The organism is Pseudoalteromonas sp. S2893, assembly GCF_005887105.1.
Taxonomy (GTDB): Bacteria; Pseudomonadota; Gammaproteobacteria; order Enterobacterales; family Alteromonadaceae; genus Pseudoalteromonas; species Pseudoalteromonas atlantica.
In genome coordinates this window covers 1-24,008 of record NZ_PNCY01000013.1, presented here as the reverse complement: position 1 = coordinate 24,008, position 24,008 = coordinate 1, and the positions used below count along the sequence as shown (strand labels likewise).

The window sequence follows — 24,008 nt, the reverse complement described above, 5'->3', positions numbered from 1 at the left end:
AGTCCTGTAGGTAAACTAACCACGGCGCCCATCAACACGACGGCGCGTTAATATAGGTGTGCAGTAAATTAAAAATAACAAAAAAGCCACTAACCACAGCAAGGCACTGATCTGCCAAGCAAAGTGTGGCGCAATAATTAAAGGGAGTATGGAGCGAGTAATAGCTGCCACCAGCACAAGCGCAAAAGCAACAGATATATATTTAGGTGTATTAAGCGTACGCCCTGTATGCCCTAGCGATACACGGGTCATCATGGCTAAAATCATCATCCCTATTGTTCCAATAGTGATAAGGTGGAGCGCATCTTTAAAATGTACTTCGCTTGTGTAAAAGCTCAGTGCAATCATCATTAAGCCAACACCTAAAGCAAAATAAGAAAAATGCAAAGACCATAATAAAGGCACTTTTAGCACGTTTGCATGCCACCAAAGTTTTGCGCGAATTAAGTGAAGCACAGCCACTATTGCAACAATGAATGCAGGGCTAATTGAGCTTAAAAATAATTTACTGATAAAAAATAAAGTAATTGCCAATATTGATAAATACAGCAGTGCTTTATCAATTTTAGAAGTGTGTACTTGCTCGCTAAGCGCTAAGCCTTTAGCTGTGAAAAAAGGAATAACCCGCCCTGCTACAATGCCGACCAGTAAACTGACAACCAGTACCGCAGTGTCAACCACAGCTAATGCAAGCTGCATGTTGTTATTTAAAACAAGGAGTAAATAAAGAGTATTAAGGGCGCACAACACGCTTAAAATAACTAAAAACGGGTAATTATTTTTACTGCGTACTGTTATTAGCATATTAGCCAGTGCCGTAATTGCCCCTAGCCACCATGCTAGCTGTAGCACAGTAACAAGCCATAAATTAGCATTAGCAAAATCAGGCAGCTTTATAAAAAACGCTAAACGAGCACTTATCCATACAAAAGTAAGCAGCATAAGTGCTTTGCCATTTATACTTTCAACGCCTGTCCAAGTTTGTGCCGCCGTAAGTAAAAAACCGACGGCTACCACTCCTGCAAAGCCAAATAGCATTTCATGGGCGTGCCAAAGTGTGGCTGGCATGGTTAAGTGCCAACTAGCATAGCCCGTTAAAATAAGTAGCCAATACCCTATCGATAAAAATGCCAGCAAACCGCCTGCTAAAAAGTAGGGTCTAAATGCAAGCATCCATAACGGCCATTTTGTTACGTGATGAATAGCTATGTGCGCTGGCATTGGCTCTGTTAAATTTAGTGGGCGCATTAGCGTACTTCCTGCCCTAAACCATGTTGCGCAACACAACGCAGCACATAACTAACTTTTAAAATAGCTGCCACTACAATCGTACTAATATGCGCTGATATTTGTACCTGCATCGAAAAGTGCTCTGCGTACGGGTAACTAATTAAAATGCTCACAACCATACAAATAGCGCTAAGCCCTAATACTGCATTAGCAGTAAATAATAGCGATTTAAAAAATGCGCCTAACTCAACCTGGTTGTTTATATTATTTAGTGTAAGTGTGTTCATAACTACCTCAGCAACCATTAACGTTACTTAGCTATTACACATAGTGTGCCAATAAAATAAAACACTAATATTCAGTAAGTTAAATATAAACACTTTACAAATTGAGTCTTTATGACACACTCTAATTTAAATCATAAAAACACGAATAGGTCATTTTGACATGAATCAACAATTCAACCTTACCCAAGTGGCTTTAGAGCTTGCCCAAAGCACTCTGCACGAGCACAGCTTTGATCAATTATTGGCAACGGTTGAGCGTGTAATACCTAGCGATGCCAGTGCATTACTTGTCGTGCAGGGCGAGCAACTTAAGCCCTTAGCCATCAAAGGTCTGATGCCCGACAGCCTTGGCAGGCGCTTTAAAATAGCAGAGCACCCTCGATTAGCGGCCATTTGTAGTGCAAACCACGCATTACAGTTTGCACACGACTGCCCCCTGCCCGACCCATACGACGGCCTGCTGCTGGCCAAAACGGGCGATATTCCTGTGCATGCTTGCTTAGGTTTACCCCTTTACGATAAAAGCACTTTGCTAGGCGTGCTTACATTCGATAGCTTAAACGCAAATGCCTTTAGCAGAATTAGCGCAGATACACTCAGTACCTTACAAACACTGTGCAGTGCGCATTTTAAAACAGCCCTGGAGCTTGCCCATTACAAACACCATGCACAGCATTCAAACGCCCTTGTACAAGCGCTAACGCGTGATGCACTTACTCGCGATGGCGGCGAAATTATTGGCCAAAGCCCTGTAATGCAAACGCTTAAAAATGAAATAAAACTCGTAGCGGCCTCTAATTTTAGTGTATTGGTGTTAGGAGAAACGGGCGTAGGAAAAGAGCTAGTAGCGCGTAATATTCACTTAAATTCTGCCCGAAAAGATCAACCGCTGATTCACTTAAATTGTGCCTCTCTTCCCGAGAACCTTGCAGAGAGTGAGTTTTTTGGCCACGCCAAAGGCTCATTTACTGGCGCACAAAATGCCCGCCAAGGTAAGTTTCAGCTAGCTGATGGCGGCACGTTATTTTTAGACGAAATTGGCGAGCTACCATTGGCTATGCAAAGCAAATTATTGCGGGTGTTGCAAAGTGGTGAAATACAAACAGTGGGAGAAGACACGCCAAAATATGTGGATGTAAGGGTAATAGCAGCCACTAATCGTGATTTAAAAAATGAGGTAGCGCAAGGCCGCTTTAGAGCCGATTTATATCACCGGCTAAGTGTTTACCCTATTACCGTGCCGCCACTTAATAAACGCGAGCACGACATAACTTTACTGGCTGGTTATTTTATTGAACAAACTGCCCGTAAATTAGGTATTAAACAATTAAAGCTAAGCACTGAAGCGCAAGTATTGCTCAACCAATACAGTTGGCCTGGTAATGTACGCGAGCTTGAGCATGTTATTAGCCGCAGCGCATTAAAAGCTAAACAAAGCCAGTGGCAAAACCCAATAATAACAATTACAAGCGAGCACTGCGATTTAACCCAACAACCAAACAACAACGCGCACGTTAGCACGCCAATTACCGCCCACACTGCCCATCATCAGCCTTTAAAACAGGCCGTTGAATCTTTGCAATTTACGGTTATTACCGAGCAATTAAAACAGCATAATTATAATTGGGCAGCTACTGCACGAACCCTTGAACTCGACAGAGCCAACCTAGTTAGGCTTGCCAAACGCCTAGGCATTAAAGTTAAAAAAACTATTTAACGTGTGGCATGTTACTAAAGTAGGTTTTTAATAAGCCAGTAAAAGCTTGTACTTTCGCGGTGCGGTGTACTAAATGGTGAGTAACCAACCAAGAGTCAAACTCCCAATGTAATTTGTCGTGCAATATAGGCACTACGTCGGGGTTATTTTCTATCGCGCTTTGGTGCAACCCCCCTATGCCTAAGCCTTTAATAACCGCGCGCGCCGCTTCTGAGGTTTCTGATACTCTTAATTTAATTTGCGACTGAGGAATAAACTCATCAACCCAGCTAAAGTACGGTACACGCGCATTAAATCCCGCAATACCCGATATAAAATTATGCTGCTTTAAGTCATCTAAGGTTTTTGGCATGCCGTGTTTAGCAATATAACGTTTGTGCGCATATAGGCCGGCCGATAGCTTAGCTAAGTGCTGCGCTATATAGTCGCCTTCATCAGGTTTGGGGCCTACACGTATTGCTATATGAGCTTGTCCGTGGTCAAGCCTTAAGCGCTTTTGCTCTAAAATCACTTCTAGCTGCACTTGCGGATGCAATGTTTGAAATTGCTCACACACGTTGCTTAGCATATCCATAAAACCACTTACGGTAGTCAGTAACAAGCTCCCTCTGAGCTCACTATCGGCTGCGGCAATGGCATTATGTAAACCTTCGAGTGAGTTATCTATTGCTTGTGCGGTTTCAAATAATTTTGCCCCGCTTTCGGTTACTTTATATCCGCGCGCATGGCGATGAAATAACCGTACATTTAAGTTTTTCTCTAAGTTATTTATGCGTCTCAGCACTGTGCTATGGTGCACACTTAATGCCTCTGCTGCGGCGGTCAAAGTACCTAGCCTTGCCACTTCAAAGGCAACTTTTACGTCTTGCCAGTCGTCAAATTTTATTGCCACGCTACCCACCTTCTACTTATGTGCATATACGCACATAAGTGTTGCGTTTATTCGGGTTTTCTACAAGCAAAAATTTGCTACATTAGTGTCATACCCAACCAATAAAAGGTCTTAATTATGTCAGCACCAAAAATTATCGCGCTCGCGGGTAGCCTGCGTAAAGATAGCTTTAACCAAAAACTCATTAACGAAGCAGCTCGTTTTGCTCTGCAAACCGGTGCTGAAGTGGAAGTAATTACACTCGCTGAGTTAAATTTGCCATTATTTAGCGAAGACATTGAAGCGCAAGGCACACCCACCGATGCCCAACTATTAAAAGATAAACTGCGTAATGCTGATGGTATTTTACTAGCAAGCCCAGAGTACAACGGCTCAATTACTGCTGCACTTAAAAATGCAATTGATTGGGCATCGCGAACTGAGCAAGGCGCAGTCCCCGCATTTCGCAACAAAGTAGTGGCGTTATTTGCTACATCACCGGGTGGGCTTGGTGGTTTGCGCGGCTTAAACCATGTGCGCGATATTTTAAGTGGGATTGGCTCGTTAGTACTTGCCGATCAGCTCGCTATCCCATCTGCATTTACTGTATTTGACGAAGATGGAAAAATTAGCGACCCTACCACAGCAGAAAAAGTTAGCGTATTAACGCAGCAGCTCGTTTCTGTTGCTAGTAAATTAAGCTAATTTTTACGATTGTGTCGCTGCTAATTTAGCAGCGATAAAATCGGTGTGCGCTACATATAAAAGCCCAGCCACTTTGCGTATTACATACTCTTCTTGGGGGTCTATCTCTCCATCGGCATACGCCAATCGCCATAATAGCTCAATTATTTCAATGCGCTGCGCCGCACTGCAGTGATCGTTAATCTGCTTAGAAAATTGAAAGTAATCAATAGCCCCATCTAAGCTACCAGCGGCATTGTTGGTGAGCTCATCAACTTCCGATTCTGTTAAATTAAAGTATTTTTTTAAGGTTACAGTCAGGGTGTGTTGTTCATTATGGTCGAGCTTAGAATCAGCACGCATTACTTCAATAAGCAGCGCAGCAACCGCTGTTTTTAGATCATGCTGCTCTATGCTTGGCTGTTGCTCGTCAAAAGCGGCAAACAGTTGTTTTATTTGTTTGAACATCACATATTCTCTTTTTGGGTGTTAGACTTAACTTAAATACATCGCACTTAATGCTTTATTAATGGGTATTAAGTTCGCAAATTAAAGGATACATTTTTATGAAAGGCTTATACACACCGCATTTAGTTGTTGGCGCTGCATTGCTAGCCTTTTCTGGTATAGGGAGCGCCTTTGCAGAAGTAGGCGAAAAAGAAAAGTCATACGACTTTGATAACAAAGTACATTATTACCAAACCAAAATTGGTGAAGACAACTATAAAATAGAAATACAATCAGACGATTACAAACACTTTGCTAATCAAAGTATGTTTTTACTGCGCCACGCAGACAGATTATGCCGCGGCAGAACCTTTATGTTAAAAGTGCTTGAAGGCGTGCAAGAGTACGAACGTTTTCCTACTAAACCACGCGCTTATCAACCACCATTAAACGTTTTACTACAATGTGACGCACCCGAGAAAAAAGAAAAATAGTTTATTTTTCGTAGCCCCACGGCGCTGCTGGTGGAGTAATTGGTTTAGTTAAATCAAAGTCCACCTTAAACTCGCGCCCTTGGCGAATTAACCGATACGTAAATACCTCAGGATAAATATACATTTGCCATGTATTACCTGCCGACTGCGCTATCCCTTGTGCTACAAATAACTCTTTAGAGTATTGATCGGCCGGGAAAGACTGCATTTGTGCAAAACCCGCATCAAGAGTATGACCGCCATACATAGTTGAGGCATCGTCGCTGCCATCTTCATGGCGATGATCATGCTTTAAGCTCAAACCACTGCCCGTTTTAGTAATGAGCCATGTACGCGATGCATCATCTCCCACATGAAATGGTACTTGTAGCTCGCTATCTGTGCATTTACGAACATGCATAATTAGTTTTTTATTCTCAAATGAGCTTGGGCCTTTTGCGTTATCTACGCTTACTTTGCCCTCAAACGCTTTACCACAATGTGCAGCTATATTTTTAAAAATGCATCGTGTGTAGGTATAGATACCAAAGGCGCAGGACGCGCAATAGCCGCTGATGAGGCAAGTAATAACGTTGCTGCCGTTAATAATTTCATAAAGTACTCTTATAATAGTTTTTTAATACCATAGCGGTTTAAGTTAATAATGGGAAATAGCTGCGACAAGTGGCTAAAAACAGCTGAATATAAGTAATTTCTTTGTTATTAGACTAATGGCTTATATTGTAAAAAGCTGCAATAAATTCACTTTCACCTTGCACAGAAAGAACATAATATTTTGATTAATAATGAGTTTTATTAATTATTTTTAACTACACATAAATGATTGTTGGTATATTGGCTACCTTTTTCGCCATACACGACCTTTTGCCTATACATTCCTGAGTAAAAGCTGATCTACTCTGCTCCTTCACTATTCATTTGCTTTAACAAAAGCCGTATTAATAAATAAGCAACGAGTAACAGGAGGGACTATGTCAGTAACCCCAAAGGGTAACGAGCCAGAAAAAACAAGCGCATCCCACGTAGATGATGCCAACAGCTATCAAAATAAGCATAAAGCTAGTTCAGAGTTTAAAACCCGCGACGAATACCTAGAGCACGAGCTGCAAATTATGCAGCCTAAGCGCTGGCGGCCTAATTTACCCTTTAGAGACTACCGCTTTGAATTTGAAGATACTATTCCTGCCATGGCGGGCACCATAGGTAAAGTCGTTATGGTGGGTGCTATTGCCGCTACATTTGCAGCGCCACTGGGTTTAAGTGATGCATTTGTGTTAGAAAACGTACGCTATGAATTACTGATTGTTTCTATTTTTATTATTTTGTTTTCGGGCTTTATTTTACCTACCGCTAACTTAGCGGGTACACATGGGCCACTTATTCCTCTTATTCCTATTGTGGTGGCCGCTGGTGGCCACCCTATGGCGTTTGGCTTACTGATTGGTGCCTTTGGCTTTATTTTAGCCATAACCAAAGGAGGGAGCTTGCTGGCACGCTTAACGAGTAAAGGCGTGTGCGGGGGCTTACTTATATATTTAGGCTTTATTGGCACAATTTCGCAGGTTAAAAAGCTGTTTGCATGGGCTGAGGCCATTAATATGGCGCACATTGCATTTATTGTTATTTTGGCGACCATTTTATTGTATGCGTTACTTGAGCACTTTAAAAAGCGCTGGTTAGCTGTGCCGCTTAGCTGCCTTATTGGCGGTGTGGTTGCATTTGCACTCGGTGCGCCGTTTGAATTTAATACCGCGCCGGGCTTACCAAATATGAACCCAGCTTATTGGTGGGGCGAGAACACAGGCTGGATGCTTGGCTTACCTACGCTTGAAAGCTTTGTGGTTGTACTGCCGTTTGCGGTATTGGCTGTGGCTATGTGGTCCCCAGATTTTTTAGGGCATCAAGTATTTCAAAAAATTAGTTATCCGCAACGCACTGAAAAAGTTCAAATGAACATAGACGACACCATGCTAAGCGCATCGGTTAGACAAACCTTTGGCTCGCTGGCCGGTGGTGCTAACTTTACCTCATCGTGGGGGACTTACATTGTCCCTGCCGCTATTGCTAAACGCCCTATTCCAGCAGGCGCCATTTTAACAGCCGTATTTTGTATTATTGCGGGTTTATGGGGCTACCCAATGGATTTAGCCATTTGGCAACCCGTGCTGTGTGTTGCGCTTATTGTAGGTGTCTTTATTCCGCTGCTAGAGGCAGGTATGGAAATGACACGCGAAGGTAAAACAACGCAATCGGCCGCTATTGTTGTGTTTGCCTCAAGCTTGGTTAACCCTGCTTTTGGTTGGTCTCTAACTATGCTGCTTGATAACTTAGGCTTAATTGGCTGTAAAGAGCGCAGTGCTAATTTAACTAAAATGAGCCGTTGGGTTATTCCGCTAATTATGTTTGTTATTTTAACTACCGTTATGGCTATTGTTGGTATGCTGCCAGGCATACCTGCGCTAATGGCAGATTTTAGACATTAATAATTAGAAAACTTAAACATAAAAAAAGCGCGGCTTATATACTCAGCCGCGCTTTGTTTTCATATGTAATTAATTGCTTTTCATTACTGCCAAGGGCGCTCAGCAGCAAGTTGTTTTTCAAACGCATCAATTTGTGGATTTAGCGTTTCGGTCACACCAATAAAATCTAAGCCACTTAATAAACGCTCTTTTACGTCTTTACGAATATCAAAACTAATTGGCGCAAACTTATCGCTTGTTAGTGTTTGGTTTTCAAGATCGATTTGAATGTTTATATCGTCGTGTTGCTCACTAAGTACAAACAATTGCTCAAGCGTATCAGCCGGTAGCGCAATGGCTAGCATTTGGTTGTTGCCACAGTTATTAAAGAAAATATCAGCAAAGCTTTCCGCTAAAATTACTTCAAAACCATATTGCTTAAGCGCCCACGGCGCATGCTCACGTGATGAGCCACAACCAAAGTTGTCGCGGGTTAATAATATTTGCGCGCCTTGGTAGCATGGGCGGTTTAAAATAAAATCAGGATTTGGTTCACCGTTTTCTAGGTAACGCCAATCGTAAAACAGTGCTGCATCAAAACCATCACGGCTGGTTGATGTTAAAAACTGCTTTGGAATTATTTGGTCTGTATCTACATTGTTTTTATCAAGTGGGGCCATTAAGCCACTAAAAAATACGCTCATTAGGCTTCTCCTCTTATATCAACAAAGTGACCATGTATTGCTGCAGCGGCTGCCATTGCAGGGCTCACTAAGTGCGTACGCCCGCCACGGCCTTGGCGGCCTTCAAAGTTACGGTTAGACGTAGATGCACAGCGTTTGCCCGCTTCTAAGCGGTCATCGTTCATTGCTAAACACATTGAACAGCCCGGCTCGCGCCACTCAAAACCTGCCGCTTTAAAAATATCTGCTAAGCCTTCGTCTTCGGCCTGCTTTTTAACAAGACCAGAGCCCGGTACGATAAGTGCTTCAATGCCTGCGACTACTTGCTTGCCTTCAACAATTTTTGCCGCTGCACGTAAATCTTCGATACGGCTATTTGTACACGAACCAATAAAGACTGTATCTACTTTCGCGCTTGATAATTTATCGCCGGCTTTTAAGTCCATGTATCTAAGTGCGCTGCGTATAGCATCGGCTTTAATTAAATCTGGTTCTTGGTCAGGATCTGGTATGCATTCATCAACGCCAATTACTTGCTCTGGGCTTGTACCCCACGTAATTTGCGGCTGAATGTCGTCAGCTTCAAGCTCAACACTCAAGTCAAACTCTGCGCCTTCATCTGATTTTAAGGTTTCCCAGTATTCAACTGCAGCGTCAAAGTCAGCGCCTTTAGGTGCAAATGGGCGACCTTTTAAGTAATCATACGTAATTTGATCTGGTGCTATTAAACCTGCTTTTGCACCCATTTCAATACTCATGTTACATAGCGTCATACGGGCTTCCATTGAAAGTGCTTCAATGCCTTCACCACAAAATTCAGCAACATAACCTGTACCGCCAGCTGTACCTAACTTACCAATAACCGCCATAATTAAATCTTTAGAGGTTACCGTTGGGCGAAGCACACCGTTAATTTGAATTTTTAACGATTTTGCCTTTTTTTGCTGTAGCGTTTGCGTTGCTAATACATGCTCAACCTCAGACGTACCAATACCGTGCGCTAATGCGCCAAACGCACCATGCGTAGAGGTATGGCTATCACCACATACAATGGTAGTGCCAGGCAAGGTAATACCTTGTTCTGGCCCCATTACATGCACTATGCCTTGGTTAATTGAGTTTAAATCGTAAAGTACAATGCCAAACTCTTTACAGTTAGCATCAAGTGCCATTAACTGGTTTTTAGATACTTCGCTTGCTGCATCAAGTGATCGGCTTTTAGTCGATACGTTGTGATCCATTGTTGCAAAGGTTTTTTCTGGGCAACGTACCGTACGGTTTTTTTCACGTAGGCCTGCAAAAGCCTGTGGTGATGTCACCTCGTGTACTAAATGACGGTCAATATAAAGTAAATCAGTTTGCTCGTTTATGCTGGCAACGGTATGTGCTTGCCAAATTTTGTCGTATAACGTTTGGGCCACTTGCTAATTCCCTACTTTGTTAAGTCGCAGCATAACGGTGCTGCGATTTATATATTAAATACGTGAAACGATGGCAGCTGCCACATCGCTTGTGCTGTATCCACCCTGTGGGTAGATATCTGGCGTGCCAACGCCTGCTTCTACGGCTTCGGCTACGGCTTTTTCAATGGTGCGCGCAGCTTCGTCTTGGCCTAATGAGTAACGTAGCATAAGTGCAGCACTTAAAATTTGCGCAATCGGGTTTGCAACCCCTTTGCCAGCAATATCTGGCGCTGACCCACCGGCTGGTTCGTACAAACCAAAGCCCGATTGATTCAAGCTTGCCGATGGTAATAAGCCCATTGAGCCTGTGATCATCGCACACTCATCTGACAAAATATCACCAAATAAGTTATCGCAAAGTAGCACGTCAAACTGGCTAGGCTGTTTAACTAATTGCATAGCTGCGTTATCTACGTATATGTAATCTAGACTGACTTCTGGGTAGTCTTTGCTTACTTCGGTAACGACTTCACGCCATAATACGCTTGATGCAAGCACGTTTGCTTTATCAACCGAGGTTACATGGTTACTACGTAATTTTGCTGCCTCAAAGGCAAAACGGGCAATGCGTTCAATTTCTTTACGCGAGTAAGTTTGTGTATCAAATGCAGCTTCTTCAGCGCCTTCGCCACTTCGGCCTTTTTCACCAAAGTAAATACCGCCTGTAAGCTCGCGTACACATAAAATATCAAAGCCTTTTTCGCTAATATCTGCACGTAATGGCGATGCTGCGCTAAGCGCCGGTAAAAGCTGTGCTGGGCGTAAGTTACAAAACAAACCAAAGTGCTTACGAAGCGGTAAAAGCGATGCACGCTCAGGTTGCTCATTAGGTGGTAGGTTTTCCCATTTTGGGCCACCTACCGAGCCAAATAAAATGGCATCGGCGTTTTCACACGCGCTTAGCGTTTTTGGTGGTAATGCTTCACCAAATTCGTCAATGGCTGCGCCACCAATAGCATGATGCTGACGGTTCAGGGTAAAACCAAACTTATTGCTTACAGCATCAAGTACTTGCTCTGCTGCTGCCATTACTTCTGGGCCAATACCGTCGCCTGCTAATACGGCAACGCTGTAGTTTGTTTTACTCATCCTGCTTTCCTTTGTTGTTTTAAATCAGACACTTTTTGTGCACGATAAATTAAGTTGTAAACACGGATCATGGCGCGTACCGACGCCTCTACCACATCCGCAGCAATACCCGCACCGTGATAAGGGCGACCATCGTATTTAGCAATAATGTTTACTTGACCAAGCGAGCTTGCGCCTTGACCAGTGGCTTCTAAATTGTATTCAATCATTTCAACGCTCATACCAGTTAAGCGCTCAATAGCCGCAAATGAGGCTTCAACAGGGCCATTACCTGTAGCAGCTTCTTGTTTTGCTTCGCCATCAATTAACATCCCAATGGTAGAGCTGGCTACCGACTGTGAGTTAGACGCTGAGTTTACAAACTCTAATTGGTATTTTTCGTCTTTGTCGTTAATTTGATTAAAGTAAATCATGGCTTCAAGGTCGTAATCGTATACGGTACCTTTTTGATCAGCTAACGCTAAAAAGCTTTCGTATAAGCTGTCCATATCGTAGTCAGCTTTTTGATAACCTAACTCTTCTAAGCGGTGCTCAATAACATGACGACCCGAACGCGAGGTCATATTTAATTGGTTATTTGGCACACCGACGCTTTCTGGCGACATAATCTCATAAGTATTTTGCGCTTTTAATACGCCATCTTGGTGAATGCCCGAGCTATGTGCAAAGGCGTTTTCGCCCACAATCGCTTTATTTGGCTGTACTGGCATATTGCATATTTTTGCCACTTGGCGAGATGCGCGATAAATTTCTTCGCTTTTAATATCGGTGTGAACGTTTAAGTGGTCTTTGCGCATTTTCATGATCATCGCCACTTCTTCAAGCGAGCAGTTACCCGCACGCTCACCAATACCATTTATTGTACACTCAATTTGGCGAGCACCGGCTTGTACCGCGGCTACCGAGTTAGCTACAGCTAAACCTAAATCGTTATGACAATGTACACTTAAACGCGCTTTATCTATATTCGGCACGTTATTCATTAAATGGCGGATCATTGCGGCGTATTCGTCTGGCGTTACAAAGCCAACGGTATCAGGTAAATTAATAGTAGAGGCACCGGCGTTAATTGCCTGCTCAACAATTTTACATAAATCCCAGTGCGGCGTACGCCCTGCATCTTCACACGAAAACTCAACATCATCAGTGTAGTTACGCGCTAATTTAATTGATTTAACCGCCATGGCCGTTGCATCGTCTAGGCTCATACGTAATTTGTGTTCAAGGTGCAAAGGGCTTGTGGCAATAAAAGTATGAATACGGCTTTGCTGTGCTGTGCGAAGTGCCTCACCACAGGCTTCAATGTCTTTTGCTACTGAACGTGCTAAACCACAAATAATTGGGCCTTTAACTTCGGTTGCAATACGTTGCACCGAGCGAAAATCAGCGGGGCTCGAAACCGGAAAACCCACTTCCATCACATCCACGTTCAAGCGGCTAATAGTATGCGCTAGCTGAATTTTATCGTCTTCTGTAAGGCTTGCTTTAAGTGCCTGCTCGCCATCACGTAAGGTGGTATCAAAAATCCATACTTTATCTTTGTCTTGCATAACTGCCCCTCATTCCTCTGTTACCCAAATTTCAATTTATCCCAGCCGCGAGATAATAAAAAACCCCGCAATTGCGGGGTTTTTAGTGTTTAACTCGATGCAAACACACTAATCCCCGCTCACTGACCATAGCAGTAAGAGGTTAAGTTTTAGTGTAACTAAACGAATATTTTGCATCTTGTTTCTTGTGTGTGTGTTCAGTGAGGCCTATTTTTAACATTACAAAGCAGTTGGTGCAAGCATAAATATTCCAAACAAAGGAATAAAAACCCCACATTGAAGAAATTTATATACCTAAAAATAGCATATTCAGGTTTTATAAATCACACGAATAGACTTTTTAGCTTAAATTAATGTGTTGAGTAAACTTGCGTGCTTAGATTAACTTATTGCTAATTTTTTAAGCTAAACCTGATTATTTGTTTCACGAATATAATGACCTGCACCGCGGGTAATATAACGTAGCTGCCAAATAACCCGCTCAATGAGTTCTTCGCGTTGTTGACCTTCTATATCAAGTGCTTCAGCGCCGGCATTAAATACCAGTGTTACCATGGCTTCGGCCTGAATATAAGCATGGATTGAATCGCACTTGGTTTCGCTTTCTAAATAATGCGCAAGCTCTAAAATAAAGTGTTTTACCTCCCGCGCTACGGCGGCTCTAAAGGCTTTTGAGGTGCCAGAACGTTCGCGCAGCAGTAATCTAAATTGGTTGCTTGAGTTATCAATAAACTCCATAAAGGTAACAACCGAAGTATTTATTACGCTGCCGCCACTGGCTATACGTCTGCGGGCTTGGCGCATAAGTTGGCGAAGGGTCAAGCCTGCTTCGTCGACCATGGTTAAACCTAGCTCGTTCATATCTTTAAAGTGGCGATAAAAAGAGGTGGGGGCAATACCGGCTTCGCGGGCAACTTCGCGTAAGCTTAAATTAGAAAAACTATGATCAGCACTAAGCTGATTAAATGCCGCCTCAATTAAGGCTTGTCGTGTTTTTTGTTTCTGTTGTGCTCTAACACCCGACATCCACAGCTCCCTGAGTAATTTTATATGAAGTTTTAATGATAATTAGCCGAATTGTCTAGTCTAATACTTGACGCCAAGAGATTGAAACACTATTTTAGCTTACAGTTGTACGCTGAGAGTAAAAACGATGAATAAACCACCGATTATTTGGACAAACGTCCTATTTTTTAGCCTAACCTTTTTGGCGGCTGTCACACTTGTACCTTGGTACGGCATTAGTTACGGATTTACCAGCGCGCATTGGATTGCATTTGTAGGCTGTATGTTTTACGCAGGCCTCTCTATCACTGCCGGATACCACCGATTATGGGCGCATAAAGCCTATAACGTACACCCTGCAATAGAATTTATTTTTGCACTTGGTGGCGCATTTGCTTTGCAAAACAGTGCGTTGCACTGGAGTAGCGATCACCGTATACACCACGGCCAAGTAGATGACCCAGTAAAAGACCCTTACGCCGCAACTAACGGCTTTTGGTACAGCCATATTGGCTGGATGCTACGTGATTACCAAGGCGACAGTTATAACGATTACAGTAATTGTCGCGATTTACAGCGCAATAAAATTGTTATGTGGCAGCATAAACACTACTTAAAGCTTGTTATAGCCATGAATGTTGGTTTACCGCTTGTGCTTGGTTTATTAGTAGGCGATGTGTGGGGCATGCTACTACTTGCAGGTTTATTACGCTTAGTATTGAGCCAGCACTTTACCTTTTTCATTAATTCATTGGCTCATATTTGGGGCTCACGCCCATACACTGAAAAAAACACCGCACGCGATAATGGCTTTTTAGCGTTATTTACTTATGGCGAGGGTTACCATAACTTCCACCATATTTTTGCAAGCGATTACCGTAACGGTATTAAGTGGTTTCATTACGACCCAACAAAATGGATGATCCGCTCTTTAGCAGCGCTCGGTTTAGCCAGTAAATTAAAGCGCACCCCGGTTGAGCGCATAGAAAAAGCCAAAGCCGAAACGCTAATGAGTAAAACGCAAACGCGCCTTTCAAAATTGCCTTTAGCGCAAGATAAGCTTACATTATTACAACAAGAGTACGATTTACTGCTGAAAAAGCTGCAAAATTACTGTTCACTACAAAAACAAGTGTTAGAAGCTAAAAAAAATAACATGGCAAAGCAGTGTGAACAATCAGCATTAATGACACAATACCATGAGCTGGAAGCCGCCTGGGAAAATCAAAAACAGGCATGGCTAGCACTTAATGCGAGGTTATTAAAAGCCTCTTTTAATTAATTTAGGAGTGGCTGTGGCCAAACAACCAGAACAAAAAAAAGCACCCGTAGTTTACCAATATGACGCAATAATTATTGGTACGGGCCCTGGCGGTGAAGGCACCGCCATGAACCTATCTAAAAACGATAAAAAAGTAGCGGTTATTGAGCGCCAACAAGCTGTTGGCGGTGGCTGTGTACATTGGGGAACAATTCCTTCAAAAGCATTACGCCACTCGGTTAGCCGCTATATTGAATACAAAGCAAACCCACTTTTTAATGTTGGCGAGCGCCCTAGCCGCTTAACGTTTCCTGATATTTTAAGCCATGCAAGTTCTGTTATTTCTAAGCAGTCAAACTTACGTAGCAGCTTTTACGACCGTAACCGCATTCATATGTACCAAGGCGATGCGAGCTTTGTAGATAAACACACGGTTGAAATTAAGCGCCTTGATGGCTCAGCAGAGCGTATTACCGCTAAAACCATTGTAATTGCTACCGGCTCACGCCCATACCGCCCACCTGAGGTCGACTTTAGCCATTCACGTATTTACGACAGCGATACTATTTTAGGCCTAGAGCACGACCCACAACGTGTACTTATATACGGTGCGGGTGTTATTGGCTGTGAATACGCTTCAATCTTTAAAGGCTTAGGCGCTAAGGTAGATTTAGTAAACACACGCGACCGCTTATTAGCCTTTATGGATGCAGAAATTTCTGACGCGCTTAGCTACCACTTTTGGAATAGCGGTATTGTTATTCGTCATAACGAAGAGTTTGACCGTATAGAAACGCGCTCAGATTGCGTTGTAATGCATTTAAAATCGGGCAAGCGTGTAAAAGCCGACTGTATTTTATTTGCTAACGGGCGCACAGGTAATACCGATACGCTAAACCTTGAAGCTATTGGTTTAAAAGCCGATGGTCGAGGCCAACTTAAGGTCAACGAAATGTACCAAACTGAGGTAGACAACGTTTACGCAGTAGGTGATGTAATTGGCTACCCAAGCTTAGCGAGTGCAGCATTTGATCAAGGCCGTATAGCTGCCGATGCTATTGCCTGCGGTAATTGCGAAGATAAGCTAATTATAGATATACCGGCCGGTATTTATACCATTCCTGAAATGAGTTCGGTAGGTAAAACAGAGCAACAGCTAACCGCTGCAAAAGTACCGTATGAAGTTGGTCGTGCTCAGTTTAAGCACTTGGCTCGTGCGCAAATTGCGGGTACAGAAGTTGGTAGTTTAAAAATATTGTTTCACAGTGAAACCAAAGAAGTACTTGGCGTGCATTGCTTTGGTGAGCGTGCCTCGGAAATTGTTCATATTGGCCAAGCCATTATGGAACAAAAAGGAGCAGGCAACACCGTTGACTACTTTGTAAATACCACATTTAACTACCCAACGATGGCAGAAGCCTACCGTGTTGCGGCGTTAAATGGATTAAATAGGTTATTTACTTAACCCGATTACTACACAGCAAAAAGCCCGCTAATTAGCGGGCTTTTTAATAGCTATTAATACCACTGCTGTTATTTGTGGTATTGCGCGCTTAGCTCATGTACTGCATTAATAAATACACCGGCGTTTTCTGGGTCTACATCTGGTGTAATACCGTGGCCTAGGTTAAACACGTGGCCATCACCTGTGCCAAAGTCTTCTAAAATAGTGCCTACTTCTTGGCGGATACGATCAGGCGTACCGTGAAGCATTGACGGGTCCATATTACCTTGCAATGCAACTTTATCGCCTACACGGCGTTTAGCGTCGCCAATATTAATAGTCCAGTCAAGACCTACTGCATCACAACCTGTTGCTGCAATTGCTTCAATCCACTGGCCACCATTTTTGGTAAATAGCGTTACCGGCACTTTACGGCCGTCGTATTCGCGAATTAAACCATCAACAATTTTATGCATGTATTGCAGTGAGAATTCGTTGTAATCGCGCGGACTTAATACGCCGCCCCACGAGTCAAATACCATTAACGATTGCGCACCGGCTTTTACTTGTGCGTTTAAGTAATCAATGACTGAATCAGCTAGTTTATCTAGTAGTAAATGTAGTGTTTGCGGCTCTGCAAAGGCCATTTTTTTAATTTTACCAAATACTTTACTGCTTCCACCTTCAACCATGTAAGTTGCTAGTGTCCACGGTGAACCCGAAAAACCAATTAGTGGCACTTCGCCTTTAAGTTCACGGCGAATAGTACTTACTGCGTTCATTACATAGCCAAGCTCGTCAGTTGGGTCTAGCTTAGGAATCTTTTTAACATCAGCAAGTGACGAAATAGGGTTTTCAAATTTAGGGCCTTCACCGGTTTCAAAATACAAACCTAAACCCATAGCATCGGGAATAGTTAAAATGTCACTAAATAAAATAGCAGCATCTAACGGGTAACGGCGAAGGGGTTGTAGTGTTACTTCACACGCAAGCTCAGCATTACGGCACAGGCTCATAAAATCGCCCGCTTGTGCACGTGTAGCACGGTACTCTGGTAAATAGCGTCCTGCTTGGCGCATCATCCATACCGGTGTTACATCAACGGGTTGTTTTGCAAGTGCACGTAAATAACGGTCGTTTTTTAATTCGCTCATAGCGTAAATAATCCTGAGGCTTATAGAAATTGTTCAAGATTGTACCACCATATTCTCCGGCTCTCTATCGCTAAGCTCGTAAAACATGTGTTACAGCTAACAGAACCTAGTTTGTTGCTTATTTAGTCACATTTGAGTGTTAAATAACCAAAAAGAACTAACAATAAAAACTTTTTGTTAATATGTTTGCAACATAACAAAAACCTTGGTATTGTTTGTCCCGCGTTAACAAGAACAATAATAAAAATCTTAAACAACAATAACAAAAATATTTATAATAAAAATAACAAAAATCTTCTATAACAATAAGAAAGCTTGTATTAACAGGCCAAAACAAGAAATTAAGCCACCTTAACCGGTGGTTTTTTCTTGCCTGCAATAAAATAATAATTTACCTACAATAAATACACACATGCACCAGCTCATACCTTTTACTTGTTGATATACACTTAAATAAAATATATCTTGATGTATAAGAAAGTTTAAATTTAACCATAAAAGTGACCCAGCTTAGGAGAACAGTAATGCTGACGCGCGTAGAGAAAGCTCAACAAAAATGGGGTGGTAGCCATACTGTCATTGATAAATGGTTAAACGAGCGCCAAGAGTTAATTGTACTTTATTGTAAAATGGCTGGGTTTTCGCCATACGACAAAAAAGATCACGCCTTACCAGAGCCAGAACAAATTCAATCATTTTGCCAAATTTTAATGGATTACTTATCTGCCGGCCATTTTGAAGTGTACGATGACATTGCAAAAGCCTGTGAAAGCAAGGGCCTTGAAAGCCAAGAGCTGGCAAATACAATTTACCCGCGCATTTCTAGCACAACAGATATTGCTTTAGATTTTAACGATAAATACGCAGAAGTAGATAAAGAGGACTTATTAGCAGAGTTTGATAACGATTTGTCGGTACTTGGCGAAACGTTAGAAGCACGTTTTGAACTAGAAGATGAGCTAATAGATAATTTGTTTTCTAACCACACAGATTAATAAAATAGCCTACAAAAAAGGGACCGTTATGGTCCCTTTTTGCGTTATAAGCTACCGCTTATTGCGCAGGTGCTTCGTCATCTTGTATTTCAAGTAGTTCTACTTCAAAAACAAGCGTTGAGTTAGCTGGAATTTTACCTAGGTCACGATCGCCGTAAGCAAGTTCAGAAGGAATAGTGAACTTGTACTTAGACCCTACTGACATAAGCTGTAAACCTTCAGTCCAACCCGCAATTACACGGTTAAGAGGGAAAGTAGTTGGCTCGTTACGCGCATAAGAGCTATCAAACTCTGTGCCGTCTAATAAAGTACCTTTGTAATGTACTTTAACTACGTCTGTTGCTGCTGGCTTTTCGCCTTCGCCTTCGCTAAGTACTTCGTACTGTAGACCTGACTCAGTTACTGTTACGCCTTCTTTTTTAGCATTTTCTTCTAGGTATTTTTTACCTGCTTCTTTGCTTTTTTCAGACTCAACTTTAGCTTTAGCTTCTTGCTTTGCACGCACTGATGTATCTAGCTCAGTTAGCACTTCACGGATTTTTTCTTCATCGATTTTTGCATTACCAGCAAGCGCGTCTTCAAAACCACGAATTAATAGTGCTTGGTCTAGTTCAATACCAATCTCTGATTTATCAGCTAGGTCTTTATTTAAAAAGTTACCTACTGATGCACCAATACCGTATGCTTGCTGCTGCTCTACAGTGTCTAATTTAACTTCAGCTTGTTCTTGTTTTGCTTCTTGATTACAAGCTGTAAGCGCTAAAACCGACGCTGCAATCAATGACAATCTAATCGTCTTTTTCATTTTAAATCTCCGACACACTTTGCAGTTGTCATTTATTGTATTATTACTAGTTAAAGATTAACGGCCTACATGATAGGCTGCTTGTTTAATAACTAACTAAATTAAAACCTAACCTATTATAGTGATTAGACAAACACCCTAGGCCTTCAACGTGACCTAGTCTAACCTCTCAGTCACTAAGAGTTAAGAGGAAATACCTGTAATATGTCGATATTTCGTACTTTTTTAATCGCTTTTAGCTGTTTATTAGCCCTAGCTTGTAGCGATCAAAAACAGCAAGCTGCACAACGCTTTGAACACGCAGCACAGGGTGCGTTTTCCTCGGCAGTATCTAACGATGGTAAATACAGCCTAGTCTCCTCCATTCACCATGGGGTCGCCCTGTGGGATAATCAACAGCAGGTGCTAAAATATCAATGGTTTCAACAGCAATCACAAGAAAGCCTAGTGTATGCTGTGGCTATTGCGTTTGATAATAGCGTGGCTGTTACCGCAGAAAAAACCACCTTTGCCGTGTGGGATATTAGCAGCGGCGAAAACCGCGGCTATTATAAAATTCAACAAGCCACTATTCGCGATATTGCGATAAGTAACCAAGGCCGCAGTGTTTTATACGGCAGAAGCGACGGCGTAGTGGTATTTTTAAACCTAGAAACCGGACGCCGCATTGAGTTTTTAGGCCACCAAGACAAAGTAAACACCGTTGATTTATCGCCTAATGGGCGCTACGCCTTAAGCGGCTCAAACGATTACGTTGCTTATTTTTGGGATACACGTACGGGGCAAGTAATTCATCGCTTTAATCACCCGACGCGTGTTACCCAAGTAACCCTAGACCCACAAGGTCGCTACGCATTTACCGCAGATAGTATGAAGCAAGCACATGTATGGAAGCTGACTACAGGTGATCTTGTGAGTAAACTGGCGTATATTGCGCGTCAGAAAATTTTTACTGCGGTACGCTTTAACGAACAAGGTACATTGCTGGCCACAGGCTCGCCCAATAAGCGCGTTGATTTATGGCAGTTACCCAGCGGAGAGAAAATTCAAACTTGGCAAGTCACACCACGTGAAGGCAGTAAGCCTAAATCGGCTGTGGTGCTAGATGTAACGTTTATAGATAACGGCAAGTCGTTGTTAACCGAGAGCTCGAGCGGAATTGCAGAGCACTTTACAATACGAGAAGCAAATGAACACAATTGAAAATCGTTTAATGGAGCTTGAGGCAAAAGTTGCTTTTCAAGACGAAACAATAGAAATATTAAATGACGAACTAAAAGCACACCAACAGCAGCTTGCAAAAATGAAGCGCCAAACTGAGTTACTAGCAGAAAAACTTAAAGAAGCGCAGCAGCCGTCGCTAATGTCGCAAATGCAAGAGCCGCCTCCGCCACATTACTAAGCACCCGACAAAATAAAACCGGGTTAATCGCCCGGTTTAAATACACCAATTACTTGTTCAAATTGGCGAGTAGATGCCTGAACAGCGTTATCGGGTTGCGCCATTTTGTGGCCACACTCTACACACTCTACTTTTTCAACATCATGTTCTCTGTACAGCATCATGGTATCCATGGCTTTACACTCAGGGCACGATGCACCAGCAATAAATCGCTTCTTTTGTCTCACAACATTTTTCCTGTGGTTTGAACTGCACATATTTTATCGTATAACTTCCTATGTTGATACGCTTGATAAGAGCAATACGTTCTATGGTATGATAGCGCCAACTTAACCAGGGCACAGTAAAGTAACGCATTCATGATCCAAATCTCAGAAATAGAACTACTTCGTGGCGGAAAAGCCTTATTAAAAAATGCCTCGGCTACTTTATTTCCACAGCACAAAGTGGGCTTAGTTGGCGCTAATGGCTGTGGTAAATCTACCTTATTTAGTTTATTAAAATCTGAGCTGCAACTCGATGCGGGTGATTGCAATATACCTAAAGATTGGTCTATTGCCTCTGTAAAACAAGAAACCCCAGCCCTTGAAATAAGCGCCATTGATTATGTACTTCAAGGTCACCCTGAATACTATGCATTGCGCATTGCCCTGCGTGAAGCTGAGCAAACAAACGATGGTGACACCCAAGCCAAAGTACATATTCAGCTTGAAAATATTAAAGGCTACAGCATAGAGTCAAAAGCGGGTGAGTTGCTGCACGGCTTAGGTTTTGCTAATCACCAAATAGAAAACCCTGTAAGCGCGTTTTCTGGTGGTTGGCGTATGCGTTTAAACCTTGCACAAGCACTTATTCGCGATGCCGACTTACTATTACTCGATGAGCCTACCAACCACCTTGATTTAGATGCCGTTTACTGGCTTGAGCGCTTTTTACGCGCCTACACAGGCACCTTGGTACTTATATCTCATGACCGTGAGTTTTTAGACGCAGTGGTTGATCAAATTTGGCATGTCGATAAACAGCTTATTAATGTGTACAAAGGTAATTACTCACAGTTTGAACGCCAAAAAGCAGAGCGCTTGTTACAACAACAAGCAATGTTTGAAAAACAACAAGAGCAAATTGCCCATCTTGAGCAGTTTATAACTCGCTTTAAAGCCAAAGCCAGTAAGGCCAAACAGGCACAAAGCCGTGTTAAAGCGCTCGAACGTATGGAAAAACTGGCACCTGCGCATGCCGACTCACCGTTTGACTTTGAATTTTCCGAGCCAACAGCCCTGCCTAACCCGCTAATGACCCTAGATAAAGCAAAAGCAGGTTATGGCGATGTCACTATTTTAAATAATATCGCGCTAAACCTAGTTCCTGGCAGCCGTATTGCGTTACTCGGTCGTAACGGCGCGGGTAAATCAACGCTTATAAAGCTATTAGCGGGCGAGCTTGAGCCTCAAGCAGGTAAAGTGGTTCAGCACCATGGCTTAAATATAGGTTACTTTGCGCAGCACCAACTTGAATCGCTTGATTTAAAAGCCAGCGCAGTGACCCATATTCAACGCTTAAACCCACAAGCCACAGAGCAATCATTGCGTGACTTTTTAGGTGGCTTTGCATTTATTGGCGATAAAGCACTTGAACCCGTGGCGCCGTTTTCGGGCGGTGAAAAAGCCCGCTTAGTGCTAGCCATGTTGGTGTATCAAAAGCCCAATTTACTACTACTTGATGAGCCAACTAACCACCTTGATTTAGAAATGCGCCACGCGCTAGTAATGGCACTACAAGGCTTTGAAGGCGCCATGGTTACCGTATCGCACGATCGCCACATGCTTAAAAACACCGCCGATGAATTTTATTTAGTGGATGATGGCAAAGTCACTCAATTTGGTTACGACTTAGATGCGTATTACCAATGGTTACTCAATGCAAATAAAGAAGCCGCTAAAAGCCATCAACCTGACGAGCCAAAAGCAAATCCAAGCGTTAACCGTAAAGAGCAAAAGCGCCTAGAAGCTGAGTTTAGAAAAGCCATTCAACCACTTAAAAAACAAATTGAAAAGCTTGAAAAGCAGCTCGATAAATTTACTGCAGAGCTTAGCGAAGTTGAAGTAGCCCTTGGCGACAACACACTCTACAACGACGATAACAAAGCCCAGTTAAAGGAGCTAATTGCTAAGCAAGCAACGCTTACCCCTAAAGTAAACAACACTGAAGAAGAGCTACTGATGGCGCTTGAAGAAATGGAAGAAAAAGAGCAGGCCTTTGCCGATGAACTTGCTCAATAAAAACGAGTTTTGGCAATTTTCCTGCGCTTTGTACGCAAAGCCAGGGCAACAACAAACCTTGCTGGCACTGCAAAACCAGCAAGGTAAAAACGTTAATCTGTGCTTATTTTTGCTGTATTTAGACTCACTTAAGCTGAGCATTAATGCCGAGCAGCTCAGTGCGTTAATAGCGTCGATTAATGAGTTTGATACGCAGGCACTTAAGCCATTGCGCGCCGCTCGTCGTTATTTAAAAGCCAATCAAGAAAGTATCAGCGACTATGCAAAAATACGCCAAGAGCTATTAAGCGCCGAGTTAAAGCTTGAAAAGCAACAACAGCAAATACTGATTGATACAGCGAATAAACTTAGCTTTTTAGAAGCTGTAAAGCCAAACAATATTGAGCTGTATGTGAAAGCCACTTAGGCTGTCAGTTTTTACACCCTCTTCTAAATGCTCATTTTAAAGCCAATTAATCACAAAGAGGATTAGAGACGCTGCGCTTTTAGAGAAAAATAAAAACCAAGTTATTATTGCTAGAAATATAAGCCTAGCCGCTGTTGGCTCGTGGCTATCTTTCTCATTTACTTCTCATTCTTTTCTCTTTGTGCAAAAAATCTTTAAGCAAATTAATCACAAAGAGGGTTAGAGACGCTGCGCTTTTAGAGAAAAATAAAAGCCTAGTTATTATTGCTAGAAATAT

The 24,008-nt window shown here is 42.5% G+C and carries 23 protein-coding genes and 1 pseudogene; 11 read left to right on the top strand and 13 right to left on the bottom strand.

From position 1 onward, the window contains the following. Positions 1–15: 15 nt before the first annotated feature. Positions 16–1,248 carry an NnrS family protein gene (locus CWC04_RS07820; RefSeq protein WP_138685074.1) on the bottom strand — a complete coding sequence of 411 codons (1,233 nt, stop codon included), beginning with the start codon at positions 1,246–1,248 and terminating at the stop codon, positions 16–18. Further along, positions 1,248–1,517, bottom strand: a complete 270-nt coding sequence (locus tag CWC04_RS07815) for a hypothetical protein (protein ID WP_138685073.1) — start codon at positions 1,515–1,517, stop codon at positions 1,248–1,250. Before CWC04_RS07815 ends, CWC04_RS07820 begins: the two co-directional genes overlap by 1 nt. 160 nt (positions 1,518–1,677) lie before the next feature. Here CWC04_RS07815 and norR point away from each other — a divergent pair, with 160 nt between their 5' ends. After that, entirely contained in the window at positions 1,678–3,234 is a 1,557-nt protein-coding gene (gene norR / locus CWC04_RS07810) for a nitric oxide reductase transcriptional regulator NorR (RefSeq protein ID WP_138685072.1), read from the top strand. On the opposite strand, the gene CWC04_RS07805 is transcribed toward norR, so the two are convergent. Further along, positions 3,227–4,126, bottom strand: coding sequence for a LysR family transcriptional regulator (locus CWC04_RS07805; RefSeq protein ID WP_138685071.1), 900 nt, complete (start codon positions 4,124–4,126; stop codon positions 3,227–3,229). The two genes, norR and CWC04_RS07805, sit on opposite strands and share 8 nt — an antisense overlap. 117 nt (positions 4,127–4,243) lie before the next feature. Here CWC04_RS07805 and CWC04_RS07800 point away from each other — a divergent pair, with 117 nt between their 5' ends. Beyond that, positions 4,244–4,810: an NADPH-dependent FMN reductase gene (locus tag CWC04_RS07800; RefSeq protein ID WP_029773331.1), complete on the top strand. Its 567-nt coding sequence runs from the start codon at positions 4,244–4,246 to the stop codon at positions 4,808–4,810. A gap of 3 nt (positions 4,811–4,813) precedes the next feature. Here CWC04_RS07800 and CWC04_RS07795 read toward each other — a convergent pair whose 3' ends face one another. Then, entirely contained in the window at positions 4,814–5,257 is a 444-nt protein-coding gene (locus CWC04_RS07795; RefSeq protein WP_024033928.1) for a tellurite resistance TerB family protein, read from the bottom strand. 98 nt (positions 5,258–5,355) lie between these two features. Between CWC04_RS07795 and CWC04_RS07790 the strand changes: the two genes are divergently transcribed. Next, the gene (locus CWC04_RS07790; protein WP_004589382.1) at positions 5,356–5,730 is read left to right on the top strand and encodes a hypothetical protein; all 375 of its coding nucleotides are present in this window, start codon (positions 5,356–5,358) and stop codon (positions 5,728–5,730) included. A gap of 1 nt (position 5,731) precedes the next feature. On the opposite strand, the pseudogene CWC04_RS07785 reads toward CWC04_RS07790, so the two are convergent. Beyond that, a pseudogene (locus CWC04_RS07785) lies at positions 5,732–6,324 on the bottom strand (hypothetical protein). Between the two features lie 377 nt (positions 6,325–6,701). Between CWC04_RS07785 and CWC04_RS07780 the strand changes: the two are divergent. Further along, entirely contained in the window at positions 6,702–8,213 is a 1,512-nt protein-coding gene (locus CWC04_RS07780; RefSeq protein WP_138685070.1) for a DUF3360 family protein, read from the top strand. Between the two features lie 83 nt (positions 8,214–8,296). Here CWC04_RS07780 and leuD read toward each other — a convergent pair whose 3' ends face one another. From leuD to fabR, 5 genes are all read right to left on the bottom strand, one after another. Further along, complete coding sequence (leuD, locus tag CWC04_RS07775) at positions 8,297–8,896, bottom strand: 3-isopropylmalate dehydratase small subunit (protein ID WP_004589386.1); 600 nt, start codon at positions 8,894–8,896, stop codon at positions 8,297–8,299. Beyond that, entirely contained in the window at positions 8,896–10,296 is a 1,401-nt protein-coding gene (leuC, locus tag CWC04_RS07770; protein ID WP_024033932.1) for a 3-isopropylmalate dehydratase large subunit, read from the bottom strand. The genes leuD and leuC overlap by 1 nt, the downstream gene beginning before the upstream one ends. A 54-nt stretch (positions 10,297–10,350) precedes the next feature. Then, positions 10,351–11,427, bottom strand: coding sequence for a 3-isopropylmalate dehydrogenase (gene leuB, locus CWC04_RS07765; RefSeq protein WP_004589388.1), 1,077 nt, complete (start codon positions 11,425–11,427; stop codon positions 10,351–10,353). Continuing rightward, positions 11,424–12,977: a 2-isopropylmalate synthase gene (leuA, locus tag CWC04_RS07760; protein ID WP_004589389.1), complete on the bottom strand. Its 1,554-nt coding sequence runs from the start codon at positions 12,975–12,977 to the stop codon at positions 11,424–11,426. The genes leuB and leuA overlap by 4 nt, the downstream gene beginning before the upstream one ends. Before the next feature lie 405 nt (positions 12,978–13,382). Then, entirely contained in the window at positions 13,383–14,003 is a 621-nt protein-coding gene (gene fabR, locus CWC04_RS07755) for an HTH-type transcriptional repressor FabR (protein WP_004589390.1), read from the bottom strand. A gap of 127 nt (positions 14,004–14,130) precedes the next feature. Here fabR and CWC04_RS07750 point away from each other — a divergent pair, with 127 nt between their 5' ends. Both CWC04_RS07750 and sthA read left to right on the top strand, forming a co-directional pair. Then, positions 14,131–15,264 (top strand): acyl-CoA desaturase, encoded by a 1,134-nt coding sequence (locus CWC04_RS07750; protein ID WP_054983308.1) that lies wholly within the window; start codon positions 14,131–14,133, stop codon positions 15,262–15,264. 13 nt (positions 15,265–15,277) lie between these two features. Then, the gene (gene sthA, locus CWC04_RS07745; protein ID WP_029774151.1) at positions 15,278–16,708 is read left to right on the top strand and encodes a Si-specific NAD(P)(+) transhydrogenase; all 1,431 of its coding nucleotides are present in this window, start codon (positions 15,278–15,280) and stop codon (positions 16,706–16,708) included. A 68-nt stretch (positions 16,709–16,776) separates the two neighbouring features. On the opposite strand, the gene hemE is transcribed toward sthA, so the two are convergent. After that, complete coding sequence (hemE, locus tag CWC04_RS07740) at positions 16,777–17,841, bottom strand: uroporphyrinogen decarboxylase (protein WP_024033935.1); 1,065 nt, start codon at positions 17,839–17,841, stop codon at positions 16,777–16,779. Positions 17,842–18,365: 524 nt separating this feature from the next. Between hemE and CWC04_RS07735 the strand changes: the two genes are divergently transcribed. Continuing rightward, positions 18,366–18,836, top strand: coding sequence for an Rsd/AlgQ family anti-sigma factor (locus CWC04_RS07735; protein ID WP_004589394.1), 471 nt, complete (start codon positions 18,366–18,368; stop codon positions 18,834–18,836). A 58-nt stretch (positions 18,837–18,894) separates the two neighbouring features. Here CWC04_RS07735 and fkpA read toward each other — a convergent pair whose 3' ends face one another. Further along, positions 18,895–19,641 carry an FKBP-type peptidyl-prolyl cis-trans isomerase gene (gene fkpA / locus CWC04_RS07730; protein WP_004589617.1) on the bottom strand — a complete coding sequence of 249 codons (747 nt, stop codon included), beginning with the start codon at positions 19,639–19,641 and terminating at the stop codon, positions 18,895–18,897. A gap of 204 nt (positions 19,642–19,845) precedes the next feature. Between fkpA and CWC04_RS07725 the strand changes: the two genes are divergently transcribed. Both CWC04_RS07725 and CWC04_RS07720 read left to right on the top strand, forming a co-directional pair. Next, positions 19,846–20,844 carry a WD40 repeat domain-containing protein gene (locus CWC04_RS07725; RefSeq protein ID WP_024033936.1) on the top strand — a complete coding sequence of 333 codons (999 nt, stop codon included), beginning with the start codon at positions 19,846–19,848 and terminating at the stop codon, positions 20,842–20,844. Next, positions 20,831–21,043, top strand: coding sequence for a SlyX family protein (locus CWC04_RS07720; protein WP_004589619.1), 213 nt, complete (start codon positions 20,831–20,833; stop codon positions 21,041–21,043). The genes CWC04_RS07725 and CWC04_RS07720 overlap by 14 nt, the downstream gene beginning before the upstream one ends. 23 nt (positions 21,044–21,066) lie before the next feature. Here the strand turns inward: CWC04_RS07720 and CWC04_RS07715 are convergent, their stop codons facing one another. Beyond that, on the bottom strand, positions 21,067–21,270 hold the full coding sequence (locus tag CWC04_RS07715; protein ID WP_004589620.1) for a YheV family putative zinc ribbon protein: 204 nt from the start codon (positions 21,268–21,270) through the stop codon (positions 21,067–21,069). A gap of 132 nt (positions 21,271–21,402) precedes the next feature. Here CWC04_RS07715 and CWC04_RS07710 point away from each other — a divergent pair, with 132 nt between their 5' ends. Both CWC04_RS07710 and CWC04_RS07705 read left to right on the top strand, forming a co-directional pair. Continuing rightward, positions 21,403–23,325, top strand: coding sequence for an ATP-binding cassette domain-containing protein (locus CWC04_RS07710; RefSeq protein WP_138685069.1), 1,923 nt, complete (start codon positions 21,403–21,405; stop codon positions 23,323–23,325). After that, positions 23,309–23,731, top strand: a complete 423-nt coding sequence (locus tag CWC04_RS07705) for a TIGR02444 family protein (protein ID WP_138685068.1) — start codon at positions 23,309–23,311, stop codon at positions 23,729–23,731. Before CWC04_RS07710 ends, CWC04_RS07705 begins: the two co-directional genes overlap by 17 nt. Positions 23,732–24,008 lie beyond the last annotated feature (277 nt).